Annotated in this window: 21 protein-coding genes and 1 pseudogene; 7 read left to right on the top strand and 15 right to left on the bottom strand. The window is 69.7% G+C overall.

From position 1 onward, the window contains the following. Nucleotides 1–48 precede the first annotated feature (48 nt). The 3 genes from OG953_RS15830 to OG953_RS15820 all read right to left on the bottom strand — a co-directional run bounded on the left by OG953_RS15830 (nt 49) and on the right by OG953_RS15820 (nt 4,528). Nucleotides 49–1,980, bottom strand: coding sequence for a SpoIIE family protein phosphatase (locus OG953_RS15830; RefSeq protein ID WP_405684898.1), 1,932 nt, complete (start codon nt 1,978–1,980; stop codon nt 49–51). A gap of 380 nt (nt 1,981–2,360) precedes the next feature. Then, nucleotides 2,361–3,059 (bottom strand): DUF402 domain-containing protein, encoded by a 699-nt coding sequence (locus tag OG953_RS15825; RefSeq protein WP_405684896.1) that lies wholly within the window; start codon nt 3,057–3,059, stop codon nt 2,361–2,363. Nucleotides 3,060–3,103: 44 nt separating this feature from the next. Further along, on the bottom strand, nt 3,104–4,528 hold the full coding sequence (locus OG953_RS15820; protein WP_405684895.1) for a class II fumarate hydratase: 1,425 nt from the start codon (nt 4,526–4,528) through the stop codon (nt 3,104–3,106). Nucleotides 4,529–4,634: 106 nt separating this feature from the next. Between OG953_RS15820 and OG953_RS15815 the strand changes: the two genes are divergently transcribed. Beyond that, a complete protein-coding gene (locus OG953_RS15815; RefSeq protein WP_405684893.1) occupies nt 4,635–6,164 on the top strand; it encodes a ricin-type beta-trefoil lectin domain protein in 1,530 nt (509 codons plus the stop codon). Nucleotides 6,165–6,247: 83 nt separating this feature from the next. Here OG953_RS15815 and OG953_RS15810 read toward each other — a convergent pair whose 3' ends face one another. The 4 genes and pseudogenes from OG953_RS15810 to OG953_RS15795 form a co-directional block, all read right to left on the bottom strand. Next, a complete protein-coding gene (locus tag OG953_RS15810; protein ID WP_405684891.1) occupies nt 6,248–7,549 on the bottom strand; it encodes a M18 family aminopeptidase in 1,302 nt (433 codons plus the stop codon). A gap of 421 nt (nt 7,550–7,970) precedes the next feature. Beyond that, nucleotides 7,971–9,197 carry an MFS transporter gene (locus tag OG953_RS15805; RefSeq protein WP_405691855.1) on the bottom strand — a complete coding sequence of 409 codons (1,227 nt, stop codon included), beginning with the start codon at nt 9,195–9,197 and terminating at the stop codon, nt 7,971–7,973. Between the two features lie 164 nt (nt 9,198–9,361). Beyond that, nucleotides 9,362–9,699 (bottom strand): annotated as a pseudogene (locus tag OG953_RS15800) (zinc ribbon domain-containing protein); the annotation flags it as partial. A gap of 217 nt (nt 9,700–9,916) precedes the next feature. Further along, nucleotides 9,917–11,584, bottom strand: coding sequence for a fumarate hydratase (locus tag OG953_RS15795; protein WP_405684889.1), 1,668 nt, complete (start codon nt 11,582–11,584; stop codon nt 9,917–9,919). Nucleotides 11,585–11,779: 195 nt separating this feature from the next. Between OG953_RS15795 and OG953_RS15790 the strand changes: the two genes are divergently transcribed. Further along, nucleotides 11,780–12,442, top strand: coding sequence for a DUF1707 domain-containing protein (locus tag OG953_RS15790; protein WP_405684887.1), 663 nt, complete (start codon nt 11,780–11,782; stop codon nt 12,440–12,442). 201 nt (nt 12,443–12,643) lie between these two features. After that, the gene (locus OG953_RS15785; RefSeq protein WP_405684886.1) at nt 12,644–13,027 is read left to right on the top strand and encodes a WhiB family transcriptional regulator; all 384 of its coding nucleotides are present in this window, start codon (nt 12,644–12,646) and stop codon (nt 13,025–13,027) included. 119 nt (nt 13,028–13,146) lie between these two features. Here the strand turns inward: OG953_RS15785 and glpX are convergent, their stop codons facing one another. Then, nucleotides 13,147–14,178 (bottom strand): class II fructose-bisphosphatase, encoded by a 1,032-nt coding sequence (glpX, locus tag OG953_RS15780; RefSeq protein WP_405684884.1) that lies wholly within the window; start codon nt 14,176–14,178, stop codon nt 13,147–13,149. A gap of 142 nt (nt 14,179–14,320) precedes the next feature. Here glpX and OG953_RS15775 point away from each other — a divergent pair, with 142 nt between their 5' ends. Next, on the top strand, nt 14,321–14,839 hold the full coding sequence (locus OG953_RS15775) for a DUF4245 domain-containing protein (protein WP_405684882.1): 519 nt from the start codon (nt 14,321–14,323) through the stop codon (nt 14,837–14,839). Between the two features lie 108 nt (nt 14,840–14,947). On the opposite strand, the gene OG953_RS15770 is transcribed toward OG953_RS15775, so the two are convergent. The 4 genes from OG953_RS15770 to OG953_RS15755 all read right to left on the bottom strand — a co-directional run bounded on the left by OG953_RS15770 (nt 14,948) and on the right by OG953_RS15755 (nt 18,819). Then, a complete protein-coding gene (locus OG953_RS15770) occupies nt 14,948–15,538 on the bottom strand; it encodes a malonic semialdehyde reductase (protein WP_405684880.1) in 591 nt (196 codons plus the stop codon). Nucleotides 15,539–15,769: 231 nt separating this feature from the next. After that, nucleotides 15,770–16,036 (bottom strand): exodeoxyribonuclease VII small subunit, encoded by a 267-nt coding sequence (locus tag OG953_RS15765; RefSeq protein WP_383039982.1) that lies wholly within the window; start codon nt 16,034–16,036, stop codon nt 15,770–15,772. Between the two features lie 114 nt (nt 16,037–16,150). Beyond that, complete coding sequence (gene xseA, locus OG953_RS15760; RefSeq protein ID WP_405684878.1) at nt 16,151–17,362, bottom strand: exodeoxyribonuclease VII large subunit; 1,212 nt, start codon at nt 17,360–17,362, stop codon at nt 16,151–16,153. Nucleotides 17,363–17,433: 71 nt separating this feature from the next. Beyond that, nucleotides 17,434–18,819 (bottom strand): APC family permease, encoded by a 1,386-nt coding sequence (locus OG953_RS15755; protein WP_405684876.1) that lies wholly within the window; start codon nt 18,817–18,819, stop codon nt 17,434–17,436. 74 nt (nt 18,820–18,893) lie between these two features. Between OG953_RS15755 and OG953_RS15750 the strand changes: the two genes are divergently transcribed. After that, entirely contained in the window at nt 18,894–19,883 is a 990-nt protein-coding gene (locus OG953_RS15750) for a 4-hydroxy-3-methylbut-2-enyl diphosphate reductase (protein ID WP_405684874.1), read from the top strand. 67 nt (nt 19,884–19,950) lie between these two features. After that, a complete protein-coding gene (ppgK, locus tag OG953_RS15745) occupies nt 19,951–20,691 on the top strand; it encodes a polyphosphate--glucose phosphotransferase (RefSeq protein ID WP_405684872.1) in 741 nt (246 codons plus the stop codon). A gap of 88 nt (nt 20,692–20,779) precedes the next feature. On the opposite strand, the gene OG953_RS15740 is transcribed toward ppgK, so the two are convergent. Next, the gene (locus OG953_RS15740) at nt 20,780–21,385 is read right to left on the bottom strand and encodes a DUF6542 domain-containing protein (protein ID WP_398632427.1); all 606 of its coding nucleotides are present in this window, start codon (nt 21,383–21,385) and stop codon (nt 20,780–20,782) included. A gap of 242 nt (nt 21,386–21,627) precedes the next feature. On the opposite strand from OG953_RS15740, the gene ychF reads away from it, so the two are divergent. After that, nucleotides 21,628–22,716 (top strand): redox-regulated ATPase YchF, encoded by a 1,089-nt coding sequence (gene ychF, locus OG953_RS15735; RefSeq protein ID WP_405684871.1) that lies wholly within the window; start codon nt 21,628–21,630, stop codon nt 22,714–22,716. A 108-nt stretch (nt 22,717–22,824) separates the two neighbouring features. Here the strand turns inward: ychF and OG953_RS15730 are convergent, their stop codons facing one another. Both OG953_RS15730 and OG953_RS15725 read right to left on the bottom strand, forming a co-directional pair. Next, nucleotides 22,825–23,943, bottom strand: a complete 1,119-nt coding sequence (locus tag OG953_RS15730; RefSeq protein WP_266800513.1) for a site-specific integrase — start codon at nt 23,941–23,943, stop codon at nt 22,825–22,827. A 24-nt stretch (nt 23,944–23,967) separates the two neighbouring features. Next, nucleotides 23,968–24,468 (bottom strand): helix-turn-helix transcriptional regulator, encoded by a 501-nt coding sequence (locus OG953_RS15725; RefSeq protein WP_405684868.1) that lies wholly within the window; start codon nt 24,466–24,468, stop codon nt 23,968–23,970. Nucleotides 24,469–24,495: the final 27 nt, after the last annotated feature.

The raw sequence follows: 24,495 nt of genomic DNA, 5'->3' as shown, positions 1-24,495 counted from the left end.
TTGGCTACCGTCCGTGCAGGGCTCTTGTGCGCCCCCGACCCGGACCCCCTACTGGCCCCGGGTCGGCATCTCGAACCAGACCACCTTGCCGGTCGAAAGACGAGTGGCTCCCCACCGTCTGGCCAGCCGGTTCACGAGGAACAGGCCGCGGCCGCCCTCGTCCATGTCCCGGGCCCGGCGTTGCCGGGGCAGCTGCGGTGCGTCGTCGCCGACCTCGCAGCGCAGGATGTCGGTGCGCAGCAGCCGTAGCGTCACCGGCCGTTCCGCATAACGCACCGCGTTGGTCACCACCTCGCTGACCAGCAGCTCCACCGAGTCGGAGAGATCGTCGAGCCCCCAACGGTTCAGCGCCCGGCGGGCCAGCCTGCGGGCCCGTCCTGGAGCTGTCTCCTCCGGTTCCAGGTGCCAGTACGCGACATCACTTGGCGCGATCCCGTCGAACCGGGCGGCCAGCAGCGCGATGTCGTCGTCCCGGTCGCCGGGGCCGAGCATGTCGAGCACGTCGTCGCAGAGGGCCTCCAGCGGCGGCGAATGATCCGGGCCGGTGAGCCGGGCGGTGGCGGCGAGACGTTCGCGCAGCTGCTCGATCCCGGTCCAGACGTCCCGCAGCCGGGACTCCACCAGACCGTCGGTGTAAAGGAGCAGCGTGGCGCCCGCGGGAGCGTCCAGCTCGACGGCCTCGAAGTCCACACCACCGACGCCGATCGGAGCGCCGGGCGGCACCCGCAGCACCTCCGCGCGGCCGCCCAGATGGAGCAGGACGGGCGGCGGATGTCCGGCGTTGGCGATGGTGATGCGGTGCGCGACGGGGTCGTACACCGCGTACAGGCAGGTCGCCATGCGGTCGCTGCCGAGCCGCTGCGCCTGCTCGTCGAGGTGGTGCAGCACCTCCTGCGGCGGCAGATCGAGCCCGGCGAGGGTCTGCGCGGTGGTGCGCAGCTGGCCCATGATCGCCGCAGACGTCATCGAGTGGCCCATGACGTCGCCGACGACCAGGGCGACCCGGCTCCCGGGCAGCGGGATCGCGTCGTACCAGTCGCCGCCGACCCGGGCCGTCTCGGCGGCCGGGAGATAGCGGGAGGCGAGCCGGACGCCGGTCGGCTGCGGCAGCGAGTCGGGCAGCATGGTGCGCTGCAGCTCGTCGGCGATGTACGCCTCGCGTCCGTACAGCACGGCCTTGTCGATGCCGAGCGCGGTGTGCGTCGCCAGCTGGGCGGCGACCAGCAGGTCATTGGCCTCGAAGGGCGGCCGTTCCGTTCCGCGCAGGAAGACGGCGGCGCCGATCACCCGTCGCCGTCCGCGCAGCGGGGCGAGGATCGCACGGTGTCCGGTGGGTACGGTCCGTCCGGTACCGAGCAGTTCGGGCAGTGCGGCGCGGGCCGCTGCGGAGTCCCCGAAGACCGGCCGTACGCCGCGCAGTACCTCGGCGAGCGCGCCGCCCGAGCGGACCTCGCACAGCTCGGCAGCCGGGGGCAGGTCGCCGTGCGGATCGATGGCGGGCAGCCGCAGCCGTTCGATCTCCGACGAGGTCTCGGTCTCCTCCTCGTTTAAACGCAGCCGGTCCGACCGGCGCAGCCGCAGCACGAACGGGGAGACCGGCCGCTCGTCGCCGACCGGGAGCGGGTCGCGGAGGTAGACCAGTATGGCGTCGGAGAACGTCGGCACACTGGCCCGGCACAGGCCCAGCACGATCTCGTCCAGGTCTATGCCGCGGGCGATCCGCCGGGTGGCGGCCCCCACGAAACGCAGCCGGTCGCCCTCGCGACGGGCCGCGGCCTGTGGGTCGAGTCCTGGGGGGCCGGGGTTCGCCGCGGAAGCCGCCGGATTCGCTCCCGAGCCCGGCGCCGTGGCCGGGCCGGGGATCGCGGCGGTGGCAGGGGAAGCGGCCGGCGCGGCATCCTGCTGCCGCGGCCGGGTGCGTTCCTGCGACCGGGCGGCAAGAGGCTGCCGGCCTTCGTGGGAGGTGGGATGCTCCGTCACGCGTGGGGTTCCGTCCGTCCGGGCCGGTTGTATGAGGCAATCACCTCGTGGGGCGCTACTGTGCCCCGGCAAGAGCGGCGATAACAACGGCTGTCACCGGATGCCCGCGAACGAGGGGCCGAAACCGGATGCCCGCAGCGTGGTTCGGCGACAACGTTTCCGGCGACGGGGCGGGCGAAAGCGAGCACGTCTCCACCCCCTCGTAGTGGCTCATGCGATTCATACGACTGATGCTGCTCATACAGCTCATACAGCTCATGCAGTGCGTGGTGCTCGTGTGATGACTTGCGGTCAGGTCCGGTGCCGCGTCCGCCGGTTGGAGCGGAGCGGTCCTCCGGAGGACGATCCTACGTTTGCCCCCCTGGGGTGCATCAAGGGTCTCACGACGGCATATGCGAGGGGGTACGGTCCCAGTCATCCGGGAGCGCGGGAACCCGCCAGCGCGGATCGGGCCGCCAGTCCTCCCAGCCGTCCCGGAACGGCGCGCCCCAATTCCGGATCACCTCGACGGCCGCGAGGCCCGCCTCCCGTACCCGCTGCGCGGTCTGCGGGGCCATCAGACCGACCCGCTGCGCCTGGGCGAACTCGTCCTCGTCGCGCCAGACCCAGCTGCGGTCCGGGTAGACGGAGATGTCGAGAAAGTGATCCTCGGAGTCGATGCCGCCCGCCCAGCGGGTGCGCGGTTCCTCCAGGTTCACGTACCAGCTGCGGAACTGCCAGCCGGGCTCCCAGAACAGCCAGACCGACCAGGGTTCACCGGGACGGGCGAGCTTCAGCACGCCGTTGCCCACCCATGTCGAGCGGGCGGTGGTGCGCGGGGAGGTGTAGCGGGTGGCGAGCGGCTCGTCGTGCACCTCGGTGCCGTTCGCCAGCACCGGCTTCACACACTCGGTGCCGGGCGCCACCCATACGGCGAGCAGCTCGTCGGTGTCCCGGACGACGGTGACGGGGCGGCAGATGTGGACCGGGCCCTGGGCGTGATCCGGCGCGGCGTCCCGCCGCAGCGGGCCGTTGCCGCGGTAGCGCCACAGGATCTGATCGCCCGGCGCCCAGTGCTCGATGTGTCCACTACCTGTCATGGGCAGATCTTAGAGATGCCGCAGCCCGGTTGCCGCGACGCATGTCACGGGCGGGTCATACGCAACACGTCCAGCGCCTCGTCGAGCTGCTCCACCGTGAGGTCGCCGCGCTCGACATATCCCGAGTCCAGCACCACCTCGCGGATCGTCCTGCGCTCGGCCAGGGACTTCTTGGCGACCTTCGCCGCCTCCTCATAACCGATGTACTTGTTCAGCGGGGTGACGACGGACGGCGAGGACTCCGCGTACTCCCTGGCCCGCTCCACGTTCGCGGTGATCCCGTCGACCGTACGGTCCGCGAGCAGCCGGGAGACATTGGCCAGCAGCCGCACCGACTCCAGCAGATTCTTCGCGATGACCGGAAGCATCACATTCAGTTCGAAATTGCCCGCCGCGCCCGCGACGGCGACCGTCTGGTCGTTGCCCATCACCTGGGCCGCGACCATCAGAACGGCCTCGGGAATGACCGGATTCACCTTCCCCGGCATGATCGACGAGCCCGGCTGGAGGTCGGGGAGGCTGATCTCGGCCAAACCGGTGCGCGGCCCGGACGCCATCCAGCGCAGATCGTTGGAGATCTTGGTGAGCGAGACGGCGAGGGTACGGAGCTGGCCGGACGTCTCCACGAGCCCGTCCCGCGCGCCCTGCGCCTCGAAGTGGTCCCTGGCCTCGGTGAGCGGCAGCCCGGTGGCGCGGGCGACCTCGGCGATGACGGCGGCGGAGAAGCCGGGCGGGGTGTTGATGCCGGTGCCGACGGCCGTGCCGCCCAGCGGCAGCTCGGCGAGGCGGGGGAGGGAGGCGCGCAGCCGCTCGATGCCGTACCGGACCTGTGCCGCGTAGCCGCCGAACTCCTGGCCCAGGGTGACGGGCGTGGCGTCCATCAGATGCGTACGCCCCGACTTCACGACCGTCGCGAACTCGGCGGACTTGCGTTCCAGCGCGGCAGCAAGGTGGTCCAGCGCCGGGATCAGCTCGCCGGTGACGGCCGCGGTCGCGGCGATGTGGATGGAGGACGGGAAGACGTCGTTGGACGACTGCGAGGCGTTGACGTGGTCGTTGGGGTGGACCTTGCGGCCCAGGCGCTCGGTGGCGAGGGTGGCCACGACCTCATTGGTGTTCATGTTGGACGAGGTGCCGGACCCGGTCTGGAAGACATCGATCGGGAAGTGTGCGTCCCAGCGCCCCTCGGCGACCTCCTCGGCGGCCTCCTGGATGGCCAGGGCGATGTCCGGGGCGAGCACCTTCAGCTCGGCGTTCACCTTGGCCGCGGCCGCCTTGATCCGGGCCAGGGCCTCGATGTGGGCCCGCTCCAGGCGCTGGCCGGAGATCGGGAAGTTCTCCACCGCGCGCTGCGTCTGGGCCCGCCACCTGGCGTCCTTCGGCACCCTCACCTCGCCCATCGAATCGTGCTCGATGCGGAAATCCGTGCCGCTCGCGGGGGTCTGTGCGGGGGCCTGTGCGTCGTCCATGGGGTTCAACCTCCTGAAAAAGTTGAGCACTTGTCTCGTTCTGTGTATTCCCAAGTCGCCTACCGACCAGTAAATACCGGGGGTAACCACAACCCGGGGAGGCGCAATGAGGCGCACCAGGCACAGACTTCGCTGTACCGTCGCGGCCGCCGCGGCCATGGCGGCGGCATTGGGCGGCATGGCCGCCGCCGCAGGGCCGGCGGGCGCGGCAGACCGGTCCGGTATCACCACTACCGCATCCACCCCCCTGTCGCCCGAGCTGGAGGCCATTCGAGCCGCCGAAGCCACCCGGCTGTACGGCGACCCGGCCGAGCGCCCGCTCGCCGACCGCAAGACCGGGCTGATCTCGCTCGGCGACAGCGAGATCTCCGGCGAGGGCGTCGGCACGTACGAGGCGGGCACGAACGGCCCCGACAACTGGTGCCACCGCTCGCCCGACTCGGCCATCCACCGCACCGGGATCCCGGCCGACGTCACGTACAACGTCTCCTGCTCCGGCGCGTACACCGGCAACATCGTGATCGGCGGATCGAAGCAGTACGCCGACGAACTCGTGCAGAGCGACAACCTCGCCGTCAAGGCCCGCAACACCCGCATCAAGATGATCGTGCTGGTCGCCGGCGCCAATGACGACCTCCAGTTCGGCCCGGTCATGACGGACTGCGTCCAGCGCTGGGTGCTCTCCCAGGGGACCTGCCAGCCGAAGTACGAGGGCGGCTGGCAGGCGCGCGTCGACGGACTCGTCCCCAAGGTCGAGAAGACGGTGCGCGATCTGAAGACCGTCATGTCCGACGCCGGATACGGCAACAGCGACTACAAGCTCGTCGTCATGGGATACCCGAGCCCGATCGGCCCGGACTTCTACGACAACCCGGACTTCCCCGGCAAGCTTCCCGGCGGCTGCGCCGGATACGACTCCGACGCCTCCTGGGGCCGTAACGTCGCGGTCCCCGCCTTCGAGCGCGGTATGCGCAAGGCCGCCGCCGACACGGGAGCCGTCTACCTCGACAACTCCCGGCTCTTCCACGGCCACGAGGTCTGCAGCGAGAACACCTGGGCCCGCGGCCTCTACATCGACCTGTCGCACTTCCCGCCGGACTCCAACTCCGTCCGGCAGTCCTTCCACCCGAACGCGCGCGGCCACGCCGCCTTCGCCTCCTGCCTGACCCAGATCTACAACTCGTCCCTGCGCGAGGCGAGCTGCGCAGACCCGGCGAGCACCGGATCGCCCGTCCTGCAGGCCGCGGCGTGGGACGACGTCTTCAAGCCCCTGAAGAACGAGGCAACGGGCACCTGCGTGGACGTCCCCGCCTCGGTGACCCGCAACGACACCGAGATCGGCGGCTGGGACTGCCACGGCGGCCGCAACCAGGGCTGGTGGCACGACTCCGGCACGAAGAGCATCGTGACGGAGCTGAGCCACGACCGGTGCCTCGACGTGCCGGGCGCCGACTACAAGGCGGGCGCCACGCTCATCGTGTGGAACTGCTCGGGCGCGGCCAACCAGCAGTTCGTCAGGCAGTCGGGCACCTTGCGCCCGGCGGCCTCGACCGGGCTGTGCCTGACGCTCGCGGCGGCCAAGGACCCGCTGAAGCTGCAGACCTGCGACGGCGGTGCGGAGCAGCGGTTCGCGTAATTCCTTCCCGCGGTGCAGGGAGGGGCGGGGCGGCTTCGGCCGCCCCGCCCCTCGGCTTCGGCCACCCCGCCCCGGCCGGTGTGTCAGCCGGACGTCACGAACGCGCCCAGGACGGCCGCCAGATGACCGGGGTCGTCGGCGCCGCACAGCTCGCGCGCCGAGTGCATGGACAGCCCCGGCACTCCCACGTCGACCGTCGAGACACCCAGCCGGGCCGCGGTGAGCGGGCCGATCGACGTGCCGCACGGCATCGCGTTGTTGGAGACGAACGGCTGCCACGGCGCACCCGCCCGCTCGCACGCCGCCGCGAACACCGCCATGCCGGTGCTGTCGGTGGCGTACCGCTGATTGACGTTGACCTTGACCGCGGGGCCGCCGTTGGGCAGCGGATGGTGGCCCGGATCGTGCCGTTCCGCGTAGTTGGGGTGCACCGCGTGCGCCATGTCGGCGGAGATGCAGAAGGCGCCGGACAGGGCGCGGGAGAAGTCCTCGGAGCTGCCACCGCGCGCGGTGACCGAACGGTTGAGGACCCGTTCCAGCAGGGGGCTCTGCGCGCCCGTCTCCGAACCGCTGCCGACCTCCTCGTGGTCGAAGGCCGCCAGGACGGGGATGCACGAGGGATCGTCGTCAGCGGTCGCCGCTCCCGCCAGGGCCGTGACGCCCGCATGTACCGACACCAGGTTGTCCAGCCGCGCGGACACCACGAACTCCCGGTCCGCGCCGAGATATCCGGGCGGCTGGATGTCATGGAGCATCAGATCCCAGCCGAGGACGTCGTCCCGGTCCACCTCCCCGGCCGCCGCGACCCGGCGCAGCAGCGAGCCCTCCTCGGGCGCCCCGAGCGCCCACAGCGGGGCGAGATGGCGCTGCCGGTCGAGGGCGAGCCCCTCATTGACCGTACGGTCCAGATGGATGGCCAACTGGGGCACCCGCAAAAGTGGTTCGTCGATCTGGACGAGCCGGGACTCGACCCCGCCGCCGGGGCCGCGCAGCGCGAGCCGCCCCGAGATGCCCAGATCACGGTCGAGCCAGGTGTTCAGCGGAACGCCGCCGTAGATCTCGACGGCGATCTGCCGCCAGCCAGCCGACCCGGTGTCGGGGGTGGGCTTGACCCGCAGATTCGGGGAGTCCGTGTGTGTGCCGACGATCCGGAAGGGGGTGTGCGCGGGGGCGCCCTCGGGGACGTACCAGGCGATCAGGGCACCGCCGCGGGCGACGAAGCTGCCGCCGGTCGTGCCCGTCCAGTCGTCCGTGCCGCGCAGTTCACGGAAGCCGGCCTTCTCCAGCCGCTGGGCGGCACTCGCCACCGCGTGATACGGGGAAGGGCTGGCCCTGATGAAGGACAGCAGGTCGTCGGCGTGGCTGCGGTGGGGAAGCGGCGTCATACGGCGTCCGCCTTTCCGGTGTTCGACGGTGAGGTGAGGGTGGACGAACCCGCGCCGAGCCGCTGGGCGCGGCGCGGCGCCCGGGGTGTCGGGGGGCGGCTGTTTCCTGGTTCCCCAGGACTGCTTCCTGATGCCCCGGGTCGGCGGAGCACTGCAGGAACGTCCGACAACCCACCGCAGCGGCCCGACAAGGCGCAAGTCGGCGGCGCGGCCCGCTGCGTGAAATCGGCGGTGCCGGAACGGCCGCCCCGGCGCCCGGGTCCGAGGTGGCCGGGGGCGTACGGGGCTCGTGCCGGGGGCGTCCGGGAAGACACTGCGGAGGGCCGGGACACGGGGCACCCCGTTCCCGGGCACTACCCGTGCCCGCCGGCCACGCACGGGTGCGCCTCAAGATTGGCTGAATTCCGTCGTACGCGAACCCTCACCGCACCTGCCCACCGCGATCGGCACCGGAGCGGGGCGCGGGGACGCGATCTCGCCTCCGCGACCCCGCCACCCTGATCAGGAACACCACGGCGATCACGATGGTCACCCCGTGGGAACAGGCGACGACGGTCAGCGGGCTGTGGCTGTCGAGTGCCGTCGCGACCAGGATCATGCCGACGCCGAACCCGAGATTCTCCACCGTCGCGGAGAGCCCGAACGCATGACCGCGCAGATCGGCGGGGAGCGTCTGCAGATGCGAGGTGTACGAGACCTCGGTGAGCCCGTCGGCCGCCCCCGCGACAAGTGCGATCACGGCGGTCGCCGCCGACGGGAATCCGGCGAACGCCAGAATGAACGCCCCGGACATCAGACACGTGCCGTAACCGAACTCCGGTGCACCCACCGCCCGCCCGGTGCGCCTGATGTACCGCTGGATCAACTGCTGTGCGACGACGTTCCCCAGCGCCCACAGGCACCAGAACGCGCTGACGAACACGGCAGGGTGCGAGGCATCGAGTCCGGCGGAGTAGACCGGCAGCGCGGCGTTGTGGGAGGACGAACCGAAGGCGTCCGCACCCCGCAGCACCACCATCAGACCGAGAGCGGGCGCGGCGGCATACCTGAGGAACGCCCCCGGTGTCCGCCGCCGCTCCGTCCCGGTCCCCCGCTTCCCCTCCTGCGTACGCCCGCCGGAATCGCCCTCCGATTCCGGCCGGGCGTCCTTCCCCCTGCCCCCGCCCGCGATCGGCAGCAGGGCCACCGTCACGGCGCAGACCACAAAGGTGGCCATGTCCACCACGAACGCGGCGGTGTAGCCGACCAGCGAGACCACCACGCCCGCCGAAGCGAAACCGGCCACCATGGCCAGCGAACGTCCTGTGATGGAAAGGGAGTTGGCCCATGACCGCCGCTCGTCGCCGACCATCTCGGGAATGGAGCTGCGCAACGACACCATGAAAAGCGTTCCGCAGGCGCCCACCACCACGGAAACGGCCATCAGCGCGGCCGTTCGCATCCCCTCCGGCGCGAAGACCAGCAACAGCATCACCGTCGCCTGCGCCACATTCGTCCACAGCATGAGGCTCTTGGCCGTGAATCGGGCGAGGAGACCGCCGGCAGCGAGTCCGGCGAGAAATCCGGACCCGAGCCGCACGGCCATGAACAGGCCCATCGCGAGCGCTCTGCCCGTCGTCTCGTAGACGAACAGATTGAGCGCCACCATGTTCAGGAAGGTGCCGTACGAGGAGAGCGCGTATCCGGCGACCAGGAATCGATAACGGCGCTCGCCGCGCGACGTGCCGGCCGGATCGATATCCGGTGCGCGGTCCGGCCAGCCGTCCGCCTGTTCGATGTCTTGTGTCACCGGCCCATAGTCACCAGTCGTGCTCACCCATGGCCCCCGGATTGCACGAATGTAATCTGCATGGTTTTGACATCCTCCCCTCCCTGGAGGGAGGGGATTCCTGGCTCATGTCGGCTGCGGACCGGCGGTCCGTCAGCTCTTGCGCGATCAGCACCAGCCGGGTTGAGACCAGCCCGGACGAGCATCACGCGGGCGGAGTTCTTGTCCCTGGGGGATACGGCTCCGCACGCGGTGCACGAGTAGGTTCGTTCCGAGAGAGGTAGTGCGTGCTTGGTTCTCGCTCCGCACTGCGCGCAGTCCATGGTGGTGTGCGCGGGTGGACAAGGTGCACGGGCCGACCGTGCTTGCGGCCCATCTCGATCTGCGGTGGACGACACACGAAGCCGGTGGGTGTACCGGGCATGCCCGGCATTCTCCCCGCTCTGCGCTCCTGTCGTCCTGATCCCCAACCCAGCCGCCCCCACTGACAACGCCCGCTGGGGTGGGAACGGCCCGCGGGGGCGCCCCGGCCGATGGAATGCGGCCGGAACGCCCCCCGCGGGACCGTATTTCTCGTGTCTCCGGTACGTCTCAACTCATCAGGCGAGACCCGGACCCCGCACCGGAATGCTGGTGAACGTCGGTGCCGGGGCGGGCTCGGTGAAGAAGTCGTTGCCCTTGTCGTCGACGACGACGAACGCGGGGAAGTCCTCGACCTCGATCTTCCAGACCGCTTCCATGCCGAGTTCCTCGTACTCGACGACCTCGACCTTCTTGATGCAGTCCTGCGCGAGGCGCGCCGCCGGTCCGCCGATCGAGCCGAGGTAGAAACCGCCGTGCGCGTCGCACGCGTCCGTGACCTGCTTGGACCGGTTGCCCTTGGCCAGCATCACCTTGGAGCCGCCTGCCGCCTGGAACTGCGCGACGTAGCTGTCCATACGGCCGGCCGTCGTCGGGCCGAAGGAGCCGGAGGCGTACCCCTCGGGCGTCTTCGCCGGGCCCGCGTAGTAGACCGGGTGGTCCTTCAGGTACTGCGGCATCTCCTCGCCCGCGTCCAGCCGCTCCTTGATCTTGGCGTGCGCGATGTCGCGCGCCACGACCAGCGGGCCGGTCAGCGAAAGGCGGGTCTTGACCGGGTACTTGGTCAGCTCGGCGAGGATGTCGCCCATCGGCCGGTTCAGATCGATCCTGACGACGTCACCCGCCTCGTCCAGGTGCTCGTCCGTGGTGTCCGGCAGGAAGCGCGCCGGGTCCTTCTCCAACTGCTCCAGGAACACACCCTCGGCGGTGATCTTCGCGGTGGCCTGGCGGTCCGCCGAGCACGACACGGCGATCGCGACAGGCAGCGAGGCACCGTGGCGGGGGAGGCGGACGACACGCACGTCGTGGCAGAAGTACTTGCCGCCGAACTGCGCACCGATCCCGATCTTCTGCGTCAGCTCGAAGACCTTCTCCTCCAGCTCCTTGTCCCGGAAGCCGTGACCGGTGGGGGAGCCCTCGGCGGGCAGCTCGTCCAGGTAGTGCGCGGAGGCGTACTTCGCGGTCTTCAGCGCGAACTCGGCCGACGTACCGCCGACGACGATCGCCAGGTGGTACGGCGGGCAGGCGGCCGTACCCAGCGAACGGATCTTCTCCTCCAGGAACTTCATCATGGAGGCCTCGTTCAGCACGGCCTTCGTCTCCTGGAAGAGGAACGACTTGTTGGCCGAGCCGCCGCCCTTTGCCATGAAGAGGAATTTGTAGGCGCCGCCGTCGGTGGCGTACAGCTCGATCTGCGCGGGCAGATTCGAGCCGGTGTTCTTCTCCTCCCACATGGTGAGCGGAGCCATCTGCGAATAGCGGAGGTTGAGCTTGGTGTACGCGTCGAAGATGCCGTGCGACAGGGCCTCTTCGTCACCGCCCTCGGTGACCACATTCTGCCCGCGCTTGCCCATGACGATCGCGGTGCCGGTGTCCTGGCACATCGGCAGGACGCCCGCGGCGGCGATGTTCGCGTTCTTCAGCAGGTCGAGCGCGACGAACTTGTCGTTGGACGACGCCTCGGGGTCGTCCACGATGCGCCGCAGCTGCGCCAGGTGGGCGGGGCGCAGGTAGTGCGAGATGTCGTGCATGGCCTCGGCAGCCAGGGTGCGCAGCGCCTCCGGGGCGACCTTGAGGAACGTACGGCCGTCGGCCTCGAAGGTGGATACACCCTCGGAGGTCACCAGACGATACGGCGTGGAGTCCTCTCCCAGAGGGAGCAGATCGGAGTACGCAAACTCTGGCATTACGGCCATTCCTCACTCGGCAGACAGCGGCTGACCTCCCTTGGACAGCGCACCCACCAGGGTAGAACGCCACGCGGACACCGAAGCTGTGAGGTAAGGCTCAGTTCGGCATCCGCACGGGAGCGACGCGGGGCGACACGGCGGAGGCGCGGTGGGGGCTAGTCGCGATCTATCGCGTTTGGGTACGCTGGGCCGGTGGACCTCGAAAAGCACCCCCAGCAGCCCGTAGCCCCGGCGGAGCCGACCGGTATTCGCGCCTCCGACGCGGACCGTGACCGGATTGCGGACATCCTGCGCGAGGCGATGGCCGAGGGCCGGCTCACCGCCGAGGAACACGCCGAGCGGGTCGATGCGGTCTACCGCGCCAAGACCATCGGCGAACTGGAACCGCTGGTACGGGATCTGCCCGCCCCCGGGGGCGCCTCCCGCCCGGCCGCTGCGCCCGGCACGTTCGGGCACGAGAGCCCCACGGGCCCGGCCGAGAACCTGGTGGCGATCTTCAGCAGCTCCACCCGCAAGGGCCGTTGGCGGGTCGGCGGCCGTACGAACGCCTTTGCGCTCTTCGGCAGCGTGGAGATCGATCTGACCGAGGCGCTTTTCGGCCAGAGGCTCACGGTGATCAATGCGACCGCCATCTTCGGAAGTGTCGAGATCAAGGTCCCCGAGAACATCTCGCTGCGCGGCAGCGGCACGGGCGTCTTCGGTAATTTCGAAGTCGCCACACTGGAATCCGCGGACCCCGAAGCGCCAGTGGTGGTCGTCAACGGCTATTCGGTGTTCGGCAGCGTCGAGGCGAAGCCCAAGCGCGGGAAGTTCATTGCAGATCTCCAGGACCGACTGCGCAAATACCTCGGCTAGGACCCGGCTGGGAACGGCGCGGTCCGTCCTGGTGCGAACTCTTCCGAACTGCTCTGAACTCCTTCGGGAACAAGCCATATTCCTGACCGGTCGCAATTCCGCAGCCCGGAACCAAGTGCCACTCAGTGCATAGGCGCGCGCACAGCGGGTAGGGAGTGCTGCATCGTCTCTCGCTCGCGAAGCCGTCGTCAGGAGTAGACCGTGCTGCAACTGCCGCATCAGCCCCTGCAGGTCGCCGCCGTCCCTCCCCAGCGCACCAGCGCGCGGGAGGACCAGGCCGGCCCCTGGCACTCGGAGGCGGTGTGCCGCCGGGACGAAGCCGGGTTGTTCTTCGCCCCGTCGAAGGAGCCGACTGCTGCCAGACTCGCGCGCGAGGAGTCCGCGAAGCGGGTCTGCGCGCGCTGCCCGGTGATGGTCGAATGCCAGGAACACGCCCTCATACAGCCGGAGCCGTACGGGGTGTGGGGCGGCCTCACCGCCGCCGAACGCCGTGTGGTGCTCGCCCGTCGCAGACGGCGCGAGATGGAACTCAAGGCATCGTCCGCATCCTCCGCCGCGACGGGCCGCATAGCCGCGGCGGGCTGACCGGCCGACGGGGTGCGGGGGCGTGAACCGGTGCCCCGCGTCCGTATCGCGAAGAGGCGCCCCCACCGCACACGGGGGCGCCTCTTCGCGCTCTGCTCCCCGAACCTCGGGGACAGGACCTACTGCGCGCGGTCGAAGTCGATCGCGCTGTAGGCACGCAGCTTCGACAGCCGGTGGGTCGAGTCGATCTTCCGGATGGTGCCGGACTTGGACCGCATGACGATCGACTCGGTGGTCGCCGTTTCCGCGCGGTACCGCACACCGCGCATCAGCTCACCGTCCGTGATGCCGGTCGCGACGAAGAACACGTTGTCGCCGCTGACCAGGTCGTCGGTGGACAGGACCCGGTCCAGGTCGTGCCCGGCATCCAGCGCGCGCTGCCGCTCGGCCTCGTCCTTCGGCCAGAGCTTGCCCTGGATGACACCGCCGAGGCACTTTATGGCGCAGGCCGAGATGATGCCCTCGGGGGTGCCGCCGATGCCCATGAGCAGGTCGACGCCGGTCCCCTCGCGGGCGGCCATGATCGAGCCCGCGACATCGCCGTCGGAGATGAACTTGATCCGGGCGCCGGTCTCCCGGATCTCCTTGACGATGCCGTCGTGGCGGGGGCGGTCGAGGATGACGACGGTGACGTCCTCGGGGGCGGAGTTCTTCGCCTTCGCGACTCGGCGGATGTTCACCGCGACGGGCGCGTTGATGTCGACGAAGTCGGCGGCCTCGGGGCCGGTGACCAGCTTGTCCATGTAGAAGACCGCGGACGGGTCGAACATGGCGCCGCGGTCGGCGGCGGCCAGTACGGCGATCGCGTTCGGCATGCCCTTGGCGTTCAGGGTCGTACCGTCGATCGGGTCAACGGCGATGTCGACCTCGGGACCGGTGCCGTCACCGACGCGCTCGCCATTGAACAGCATGGGGGCCTCGTCCTTCTCACCCTCGCCGATGACGACGACGCCGTTCATCGAGACGGTGGAGACGAGGGTCCGCATGGCCTTCACGGCGGCGCCGTCGGCGCCGATCTTGTCGCCGCGGCCGACCCAGCGCCCTGCTGCCATGGCGGCTGCCTCGGTGACCCGGACCAACTCCAGGGCGAGGTTGCGGTCGGGGGCCTCCGGGGAGACCTCTAGCTGAGACGGCAGATGATGCTCGGACATCGGAGCGCACCTTTCTGTACGGCGACGACCGGAAGAGGGTGCTCTGACTCTATCGCCAGGTCGACAGAATGAGCAGACCGGGTCACGTATGAGCGGGCCGCCCCCGGGCCGGGCCCATCAGGCCTAATGCGACCATGGACCTGTGGCTAGCAAGCGAGGCAAGCAGACAGTGCGGGACATGTTCCTGTCGATGGCGGTGATCTCTGCTGTGGCAGGGCTCGTTTACATCTTCATCCCGCACGACGGGAACGCCAACCCGGTCAAGGCGGTCGACTACCGGGTGGAGCTCCAGACGGCGCGGCGTGCGGCACCGTACCCGGTGGCCGCCCCGGACGGACTGGCCAAGGAATGGAAGCCGACCTCGGTCAGTTACGACCGCAAGGCGGGCAACAGCTGGCACCTGGGCTTCCTGGATCCGGAGGGCAAGTACGTCGCGGTGGAGCAGTCCACGTCCCCGGCGAAGAAGTATGTGACCGAGGTCAGCCAGGACGCCCAGAACACCGGGCGTACGCGGCAGGTCGCGGGCGAGACCTGGCAGCAGTGGAAGGGCGAGAAGTACGACGCCCTCGTGCGCCAGGACAAGGGTGCGACCACGGTGGTCACGGGTTCCGCCTCGCCGGAGCGGCTGGCGGAGATGGCCGCCGCACTCAAGACGGCCTGACGTCCCGTGCGGGGCATTTGCCTCGCGCCGGACGTACGGAGGAGGCCCTGGAGCATCAAGTGCTCCAGGGCCTCCTCCGTACATGTGGCGAGGGACATGTGGCGAGGGTCAGACGGACGTGACGACCTCGTCGTAGGCGAGGCGCGGCAGACGCGGGAACCAGGCGTCCTCGCCCGGCTTGCCGATGTTGACGACCATCAGCAACTTGTGGTCGCCGTCCAGGAACTCCTTCTCGATGCCCGCGGCGTCGTAGCCGGTCATCGGGCCCGCGGCGAGGCCGGCGGCGCGGACGCCGATGATGAAGTACGCGGCCTGCAGCGCACCGTTGAGCGCGGCGGACGACTCGCGGACCGGGCGCTCGGAGAAGAACGCGTCCTTGGCCTGCGGGAAGTGCGGCATCAGGGCCGGGAGCTCCTCGTGGAACTCGTTGTCGGCGACCAGGATGGCGACCAGCGGGGCGGTCGAGGTCTTCGGCTGGTTGCCCTCGGCCATGTGCTTGACGAGGCGCGCACGGGCGTCGTCGGAGCGGACCAGGACGACGCGCAGCGGCGACTGGTTGAACGCGGTGGGGCCGTACTTGACCAGGTCGTAGATCGCCTGGACCTGCTCCTCGGTCACCGGCTCGTCGGTGAAGGTGTTGGCGGTGCGGGCCTCACGGAAGAGGAGGTCCTGGGCGGCGGGGTCAAGAGCGAGGGACATCTTGCGTTTTACCTTCCGGGCGTACACGGGGATCAAGCAACGCCGCCACGGTACGGGAGAGGTTGGTTAACTTTCAACTAAAACCGGAACGGAGTGATCTGTTCCACAGCGCGGGCCTCTTGTGCCACGCGTCGGCAGGGGCTCCGATCGCGGGCGTCGCCTGCCTCACGCCCGCCTCGCCGTGGTCGGCCTCGTCCGAAAAGCCGGGACGCCGGGGAAGCCGGGGAGGCCTCAGCCGTTGTCGGCTGTCGTGCCGCCGCCGCTCTCCTGGGGATCGGCCGGCCCCGCCAGGGCCGCGTCCAGCCGTGCGCGCGCGCCTTCCAGCCAGTGTCGGCACACCTTCGCCAGCTCCTCGCCCCGCTCCCACAGCGCGAGGGACTCCTCCAGCGTCGTACCGCCCGCCTCCAGGCGGCGCACCACCTCGATCAGCTCGTCACGGGCCTGCTCGTATCCGAGCGTGCCCGCGGCACCAGCTGTCGTAGTCCCGTCGTCCGTCATACGCCCCACCCTACTTTCCGGCCCATCAGGAGCCTCCCGCCTCGCCCGTCATCGCTTTCGAGCCGCCTCGGCGCCCGTCCGCCTTGTTCGCCCCCGCACCGAACCCCCGCTCGCTCACTCACTCACCCGCACCGCGAACTCGCCCCCCGAAACCCGGGCCCGAAGCACATCGCCCGGCGCCCCCGCGTCCGCGGGAGCCCGCACCACATGGCCGTCAGCCCGCTGCAGCACCGCATACCCGCGCTCCAGCGTCGCCGCGGGCGACAACGCGACCACCCGCGCCCGGGTATGGGCGAGCTCCGAGTCCGCCCGGTCCAGCAGATGCCCCAGCACCCGCCGGCCCCGCCCGATCAGCGCATCGATCTCCGACGCCCGCTCGTCCACCATCCGCTGGGGATGCTCCATCGCGGGCCGGCCCAGCGCATGCGCCAGCCCCCGCTCCTCCCGGTCCAGCAGCCCCCGTACCGTCCGCAGCGCACGGTCCCGCAGCTGCTGCACCCGGTCCAGCTCCTCGCCCACATCGGGCACGACCTTCTTCGCCGCATCCGTCGGAGTGGAGGCGCGCAGATCCGCGACCAGGTCGAGCAGCGGGGAGTCCGGCTCATGACCGATCGCCGACACCACCGGCGTACGGCACGCGGCGACCGTACGGATCAGCTTCTCGTCCGAGAACGGCAGCAGATCCTCCACGCTGCCGCCACCCCGCGCCACCACGATCACGTCGACGTCCGGTAGGTCGTCCAGCTCCTTCACGGCCTGGACGACCTGATTCACCGCGTGCACCCCCTGCACCGCCGTGTTGCGCACCTCGAACCGGACTGCGGGCCACCGCCGCCGCGCGTTCTCCAGGACGTCGCGCTCGGCCGCCGAGGCGCGACCGCAGACCAGTCCGATCAGCTGCGGCAGGAACGGCAGCGGCTTCTTCCGGTCGAGTGCGAAGAGCCCCTCCGAGGCCAGCGACTTCTTCAGCCGCTCAAGGCGGACCAGCAGCTCACCGATGCCGACCGGCCGTATCTCCGTGGCCCGCAGGGACAGCTGGCCGCGCGGCGCGTACCACTCGGGCTTGGCGAGCACGACGACCCGCGCTCCCTCCGTCACGACATCCGCGATCCGGTCGAAGACCTGGCGGAAGCACGTCACGCTCACCGAGATGTCCTGCGACGGGTCGCGCAGCGTCAGAAACACCACGCCGGCGCCCGGCCGCCGCGACAGCTGGGTGATCTGCCCCTCGACCCAGACGGCGCCGAGCCGGTCGATCCACCCCCCGATGAGCCGCGACACATCACCGACGGGCAGCGGAGCTTCCGCGGACGTTTGGAGAGCCATGCGAGCGAGCGTATCCGCCTCCACCGACAATCAGCCGCCCACGACAACAGCCACTCCGACTCGCCCCCGACTCAGGCTGCGCGCCGCCCCCACTGCAGCGCCAGGACCACCAGCCCCACCCCCAGCCAGCACACCCCCACCACCTGAGCGCTCGCGGTCGCCTCCACGATCACCGCGATCAGCACCCCCGCACCCACCACCGGCACCAGCACATGCCGCCACCAGCTGGGCGGCCCCGCCATCCGGCGTACGGCGAACCAGCCGACCACCGACGCGTGCAGCAGCACGAACGCCGTCAGCGCACCGATGTCGACGACCGACACCAGACGGTCGAGACCATCGGCGCGCCGGGCCGCCCACACCGCCGCCACCAGCGTCACCGTCGCGGCGAGCAGGATCGCGACCCGAGGCACCCCGGACCGCGGGTCGACCTTGGACAGCAGCAAGGGCAGCCGCCGCTCCCTGGCCATCGCGAACAGCAGCCGCCCCGCGGCCGCCTGCCCGGCCAGTGCCGCGAAGGCCGCCCCGATCGCCTTGCTGACCGCCACCAGATCGTGCAACCAGGTCCCGACCGCGAAGTCCACCGTGTCGTAGAACGCCGACCCCTGCGCGGCCGGATCGGCGGCCAGCTGCGCCGACGTCATCGGCTCCAGCAGCGCTGCCAGATACCCCTGCGCCACGAACAGCACACCCGCGAGCACCAGACAGAACAGCACCGCCCGCGCCACCTTCGACGAGCCCCCCGTCACCTCCTCCGCGAACGAGGCGATCGCGTCGAAGCCCAGATACGACAGCACGGCCACCGATACCGCCCCCAGCACCGCCGATGCGGAGAAACCGGAATCGCCGGTGAGCGGGGTCAGCCAGCCGCGCTGCGCCCCGTCCCGTACAAGAACCACCACCGCCGACACCAGGAACACCAACAGCACCACGATCTCCATCGCGAGCACCGCGAAGCCGACCCGGGCGGGAGCCCGTACACCCCAGAGATTGAGCAGCGTGGTGACGACGACCGCGAGCGCCGTCCACACCCACCGCGACACCGACGGCACGAGCGAGTTCAGCGCGATCCCGGAGAAGAGATAGGCGACCGCGGGGATCAGCAGGTAGTCGAGCATCGCCATCCACCCGGCGATGAACCCCGGCCCTTCCCCGAGCCCCTTGCGGGCGTACGCGAAGACCGAGCCCGCCAGCGGGGCGACCCGCACCATCTGGGCGTAGCTGAAGGCCGTGAACGCCATCACGACGGTCGCCGCGATATAGACCAGCGCGACCGCACCGTCCGACTTCGCATCGAGTGTGCCGAATACGCCGACGGGCGCCATCGGAGCGATGAAGAGGAGCCCGTAGACCACCAGATCCCGGAAGCCGAGTGTCCGCCGCAGCCCGCCTTCCTCCTGGTGCGCCCCCTTCGCCTCCGTGACCCCGCCGCCGCTGCCGCCGCCCGTCCCCGACATGAGCCCTCCGTCGATCGCGTACGCATCAGTCTCGCGACCCCGCCGATCTTCCGCGCGTTCGGCTCGGCCTTACGATGGGACGCATGACTGCTACGACACCCCGCCGCGTCCTGCTCGCCGCTCCCCGTGGCTACTGCGCGGGCGTGGACCGTGCCGTGATCGCCGTGGAGAAAGCCCTGGAGCAGTACGGCTCCCCGGTGTACGTGCGCCACGAGATCGTCCACAACAAGTACGTCGTACAGACCCTGGAGAAGAAGGGCGCGATCTTCGTCGAGGAGACGGCGGAGGTCCCCGAGGGCTCGATCGTGATGTTCTCCGCGCACGGCGTCGCGCCGACCGTGCACGAGGCGGCGGCCGAGCGGAAGCTCGCCACGATCGACGCGACCTGCCCCCTGGTCACCAAGGTCCACAAGGAAGCCGTCCGCTTCGCACAGGACGACTTCGACATCCTCCTGATCGGCCACGAGGGCCACGAGGAGGTCATCGGCACCTCCGGCGAGGCCCCCGAGCACATCACGCTGGTCGACGGCCCCGAGGACGTCGCGGGGGTCGAGGTGCGCGACCCGTCGAAGGTCGTCTGGCTCTCCCAGACCACGCTCTCCGTCGACGAGACGATGGAGACGGTCGGCGCGCTCAAGGAGAGGTTCCCGCTCCTGATCTCGCCGCCGAGCGACGACATCTGCTACGCCACGCAGAACCGCCAGATCGCCGTGAAGCAGATGGGCGCGGACGCCGACCTCGTGATCGTCGTCGGCTCCAAGAACTCCTCGAACTCGGTCCGCCTGGTCGAGGTCGCCCTCGGCGCCGGTGCGAACGACGCCCATCTGGTCGACTTCGCCGACGAAATCGACGAGGCCTGGCTGGAGGGTGTCTCCACGGTCGGCGTCACCTCGGGCGCGTCCGTTCCCGAGGTCCTGGTCGACGGCGTCCTGGCATGGCTCTCGGAGCGCGGTTTCGAGGACGTGGAGATCGTGAAGGCGGCCGAGGAGTCCATCACGTTCTCGCTGCCCAAGGAACTCCGCCGCGACCTGCGCGCCGAGGCCGCGGCCCTCATGGAGAAGTGACGGCATCGCGTCGACGGCTTCCCGTTCCGGGAAGTGAGCCGGGCCACCTGCCCGTACCGTGGATTGCATGCAGATCTTCGGCGTGGACATCGGCGGATCCGGGATCAAGGGCGCTCCCGTGGACCTGGACCGCGGAGACCTGGCGCAGGAACGCCACAAAGTACTGACACCGCACCCGGCCACGCCCAAGGACGTGGCCGATTGTGTGGCCGATGTGGTCGGTCATTTCGACTGGTCGGGCCCGGTGGGCATCACCTTCCCGGGCGTTGTCACGAGCGGCTGCACACGCACCGCGGCCAATGTCGACAAGGGCTGGATCGACATGGACGCCCGCGGACTGCTCGGCGACAGACTCGGCCTTCCCGTCACCGTCCTGAACGATGCCGATGCGGCCGGCATCGCGGAGATGGCGTTCGGCGCGGGGCGCGGTCGCAAGGGGACGGTGATCGTGCTGACGCTCGGTACGGGAATCGGCAGCGCCCTCTTCATCGACGGCAAGCTCGTCCCCAACACAGAACTGGGCCACCTGGAGCTGAACGGCCACGACGCGGAGAAGCACGCCTCCACCAAGGCCAAGGAGGACGAGGCGCTGAGCTGGCACCACTGGGCGCACCGGGTGCAGAGGTACCTGACCCATGTGGAGATGCTGTTCTCGCCCGAGCTCTTCATCATCGGCGGCGGAGTCAGCCGCAAGGCCGACAAGTTCCTGCCGCTGATCGAGCATGTACGGGCCGAGATGGTGCCGGCGGAGCTGCAGAACAACGCGGGCATCGTGGGAGCGGCGATGGCGGCGGCGAACACGGCGTAGGGCTCACCCGGCTGCCCCGCCCTGCCCTGCGGCCCCGGGTCAGCGCCGGGGGCGACGCGGCCGCCGTTCCTCGGCCCCCGGCCCTTGGTCAGTGCTGGGGGCGACGGGGCGGCTGGGCGGGCCGCGCTGTCTGCGCGGCGAGCAGCATCCGACGCTGACGTTGCCGCTGCCGCATCAGCCGTACCTTCCGTACGGTCGCGATGAGCCCGGCGATGAGCGTTCCGCCGTACAGCCACCCGGCATGTACGGCGAGCGCGGTGACGAGCGCCATGGTCTGGCCGCCGAAGCCGCCCGTGCCGCCGGAGATCGGGATGACGCCGACGGCGAATGCGATCGGCACGATGATCGGCGCGGTCACCAGGTCCGCGGGCCGTACCCACAGCGCGGTCAGCGCGCTGACCGGCAGGAACAGCACCCCGAACACCGTCGATGAACCGTCGAGGACCAGCCGGTCGAGGCACGCCAGCAGGAACATGGAGGCGGCGGCGAAGAGCCCCGCACCGATGCCGGTCAGCCGGGGATTCGGCAGCCTGCGCAGCGCGAGAACGGCAGGCGGCACCGGCCGGGACCGGCCCTCCGGCTTCGCGTCCATCACCCGATAGACGGCGGCGGCTTCGTCGATGGTGCCCTGCGGGGACAGCGGGGCCTGCCGAGACTGCCTGCGCTGCGGGGGACGTGTCCTGTGCTGCTCCACCGGGACAACGTAGGTCGACGGGCGGGAGGAAACAGGTGCGGGACACGCGCTTTGGGCGACCTAGGGGGTGAGTTCGATGCCACACGGCCGAACGGGAACCGAATCGACGCCCGACCGGACCCGTGGTTGCCCGGTCGCCCCCGCCCGTAAACTGGAGAATCGGCCCACCCGGGCCAGAGGCATCGTCCGCCCGTCCCACCCCCTCCTCATCCCTCCTCCTCACTCCTCAGGAAGTCGCCAACGTGTCGCTCACGATCGGAATCGTCGGCCTGCCGAATGTCGGCAAGTCGACCCTGTTCAACGCCCTGACCAAGAACGACGTGCTGGCGGCCAACTACCCGTTCGCCACGATCGAGCCGAATGTGGGCGTCGTCGGCGTCCCCGACTCGCGCCTGAACAAGCTGGCGGAGATCTTCGGCTCCCAGAAGCTGCTCCCCGCGACGGTCGACTTCGTCGACATCGCCGGCATCGTCCGAGGCGCTTCGGAGGGTGAGGGCCTGGGCAACAAGTTCCTCGCGAACATCCGCGAGTCCGACGCGATCTGCCAGGTCATCCGCGCCTTCAAGGACGAGAACGTCGTCCACGTCGACGGCAAGGTCTCGCCCAAGGACGACATCGAGACGATCAACACCGAGCTGATCCTCGCCGACCTCCAGTCCGTCGAGAAGGCCGTCCCGCGCCTCACAAAGGAGTCCCGCCTCCAGAAGGAGAAGGTCGCGGTCCTCGCCGCGGTCGAGGAGGCCCAGAAGATCCTGGAGTCCGGCGAGACCCTCTTCGCCGCGGGCATCACCGCGGGCACGGAGAAGGGCAGGCTCCTCCACGAGCTGCACCTCCTCACCACCAAGCCTTTCCTCTACGTCTTCAACGTCGACGAGGACGAGCTGGTCGACGAGGACTTCAAGAACGAGCAGCGCGCCCTGGTCGCTCCCGCCGAGGCGATCTTCCTCAACGCCAAGATCGAGTCCGAGCTGATCGAGCTCGACGACGACGAGGCCCTCGAACTCCTCCAGTCGATGGGCCAGGAAGAGCCCGGCCTCGCCACCCTCGGCCGCGTCGGCTTCGACACCCTGGGCCTGCAGACCTACCTCACGGCAGGCCCGAAGGAAGCCCGAGCCTGGACGATCAAGAAGGGCGCCACGGCCCCCGAGGCGGCCGGTGTGATCCACACCGACTTCCAGAAGGGCTTCATCAAGGCGGAGATCGTCTCCTTCGAGGACCTGGTCGAAATGGGTTCGGTCGCCGAGGCCCGCGCCAAGGGCAAGGCCCGCATGGAGGGCAAGGACTATGTGATGCAGGACGGGGACGTGGTGGAGTTCCGCTTCAACGTCTAATACGTTCGGTGAAAGGCCGTCTGACCTGCGGCGGAGTGGGTCGGGCGGCCTTTGCGGTCCGCGCGGAGTCCGCAGCGTGCTGGACGGGTCCGGCACGCGGGGGAGCGGTTACGCCGCTTCGTCGACCTGTGGCTGGGCATCGGCGGACCGGTCCGCGTACGCCTTGTCGACGGCGGCCCGGGTCCGCTCCTCGGAGTCGGGCCACAGGTGGGTGTAGATGTTCAGCGTCATGGCCGCGTTGGTGTGGCCGAGGCGCTCGGAGACCGTCTTCACGGACTCGCCGTGCTTGATCAGCAGGCTGGCGTAGTGGTGCCGGAGGGCGTGGGGTCCGGTGCCCTTCGGTATGCCGGCCTTCGCGCAGGCGGGCCGCCAGGACCCGTCCATGAAGTGCGTGTAGACCACCGGCCCGCCTTGCGGCGCCTTGAAGATCCAGCTCTCGGGCCCATCGGCGGGGAAGTCCCGCAGGTGGGCCTTCATCGCCTCCACCGCTATGCGGGGGAGTGGGACCGTGCGGTGTGATCGAGCGGTCTTGGGCGGGCAGACGTACACGCCGTGCTTGGCGGTCTGCTGGACCTGCTGCTCGACCGAGACGGTGGCGTGCAGCAGGTCCACGTGTTGGAGCTGGAGGCCGAAGAGCTCGCCGGGGCGGAGCCCTGTGCAAGCGCCCAGCAGGACCAGGCCCCTGTAGCGGCCGGGTATCTCCTCGGCCAGCGTCCGCACTTGCTCGACGGCCAAGGGCACGACCTTTTTCCTCGGAACTGAGGGCAGCTTCGCGTCGGTGCAGGGGTTGTGCGGAATCATGCGGTCGCGGACCGCTGCCCGGAAGACGGCGTTGACCGTGTTGAAGACGGTGCGGGAGGTGCTCGCGGCGAGCTTGTGGGTGGTCGTCAGGCTGGTGATCCAGCTCTGCACGTCACCGGGCTTGATCGCGCCGAGTGCCCGCTTCTCCCATACGGGGTAGGCGTAGCAACGCAGGTGCTGGGCTACGGCCTTGGCCGTCGACGGCCGGTGCGGCTGGCTGGCTCGCCACTCCTCCGCGTACTCCTTGAAGGGCTTCTTCGCCGAGCGCGGGTCGACGTACTGACCGGTGACCACGCTGGTCGTGACTTCGTCGAGCCAGCGCTGGGCGTCGAGCTTCCGGTCGAAGTGGCGGGCGTGTTCCTTGCCGTCGAGATCGCGGTAGCGGGCGCGCCATTTGCCGTTGGGTCGCTTCTGGATGTTCGCCAAGTGGCTTCTCCTTCGTGCTGGTTGTCAGTAGTGGCCGCCGTCCTCGATATCGCTGGTGAGGGTGCGAGCGTCCCGCTCGTCGCCCATGAGGCGGAGGCACTGCTCGTTGATCGCGCGTGAGCTGTCGGGGTGGGTCTTGATGTGGTCGGCGACGGCGACCACGGCGCGATGCAGGCGGTCGCGGGCGTCGCGGGTTTCGTAGAACGCTTCGACGGCTTCCTGGACGAGCCGTCGGCTGTCGATGTCGAGCCCTTCCAAGGGCGGTGACATCAGCTCTTCGAGGGGGAGTTCGAAGACGCGGGAGAAGGCGAGCGCCTCATCGAGGTTGATCCGCCGGCGGGGCGAGCCGTTCTCGATGCGCCACACAGCTGTCTGGTTCATCTTCACGCCGGCTCTGGTCACCCGTTCGGCCAGCTCGGTCGTGCTCCACCCTCTGACCTCACGCTCCAGGGCCACGCGGCCCGCCACGTTGCCTTCGCTGTAGAGCAGCGGCACCTCGCTGCCCTCGGCCTTCTCGCCTGCCATCGAACCTCCATCACGACCATCGTTATC

Origin of the sequence: Streptomyces sp. NBC_00057, from assembly GCF_045041165.1 — a bacterium.
In the GTDB taxonomy this organism is placed as follows: Bacteria; Actinomycetota; Actinomycetes; order Streptomycetales; family Streptomycetaceae; genus Streptomyces.
The sequence above is the reverse complement of the archived record's forward strand: the minus strand, read 5'-3'. Positions and strand labels throughout refer to the sequence as shown.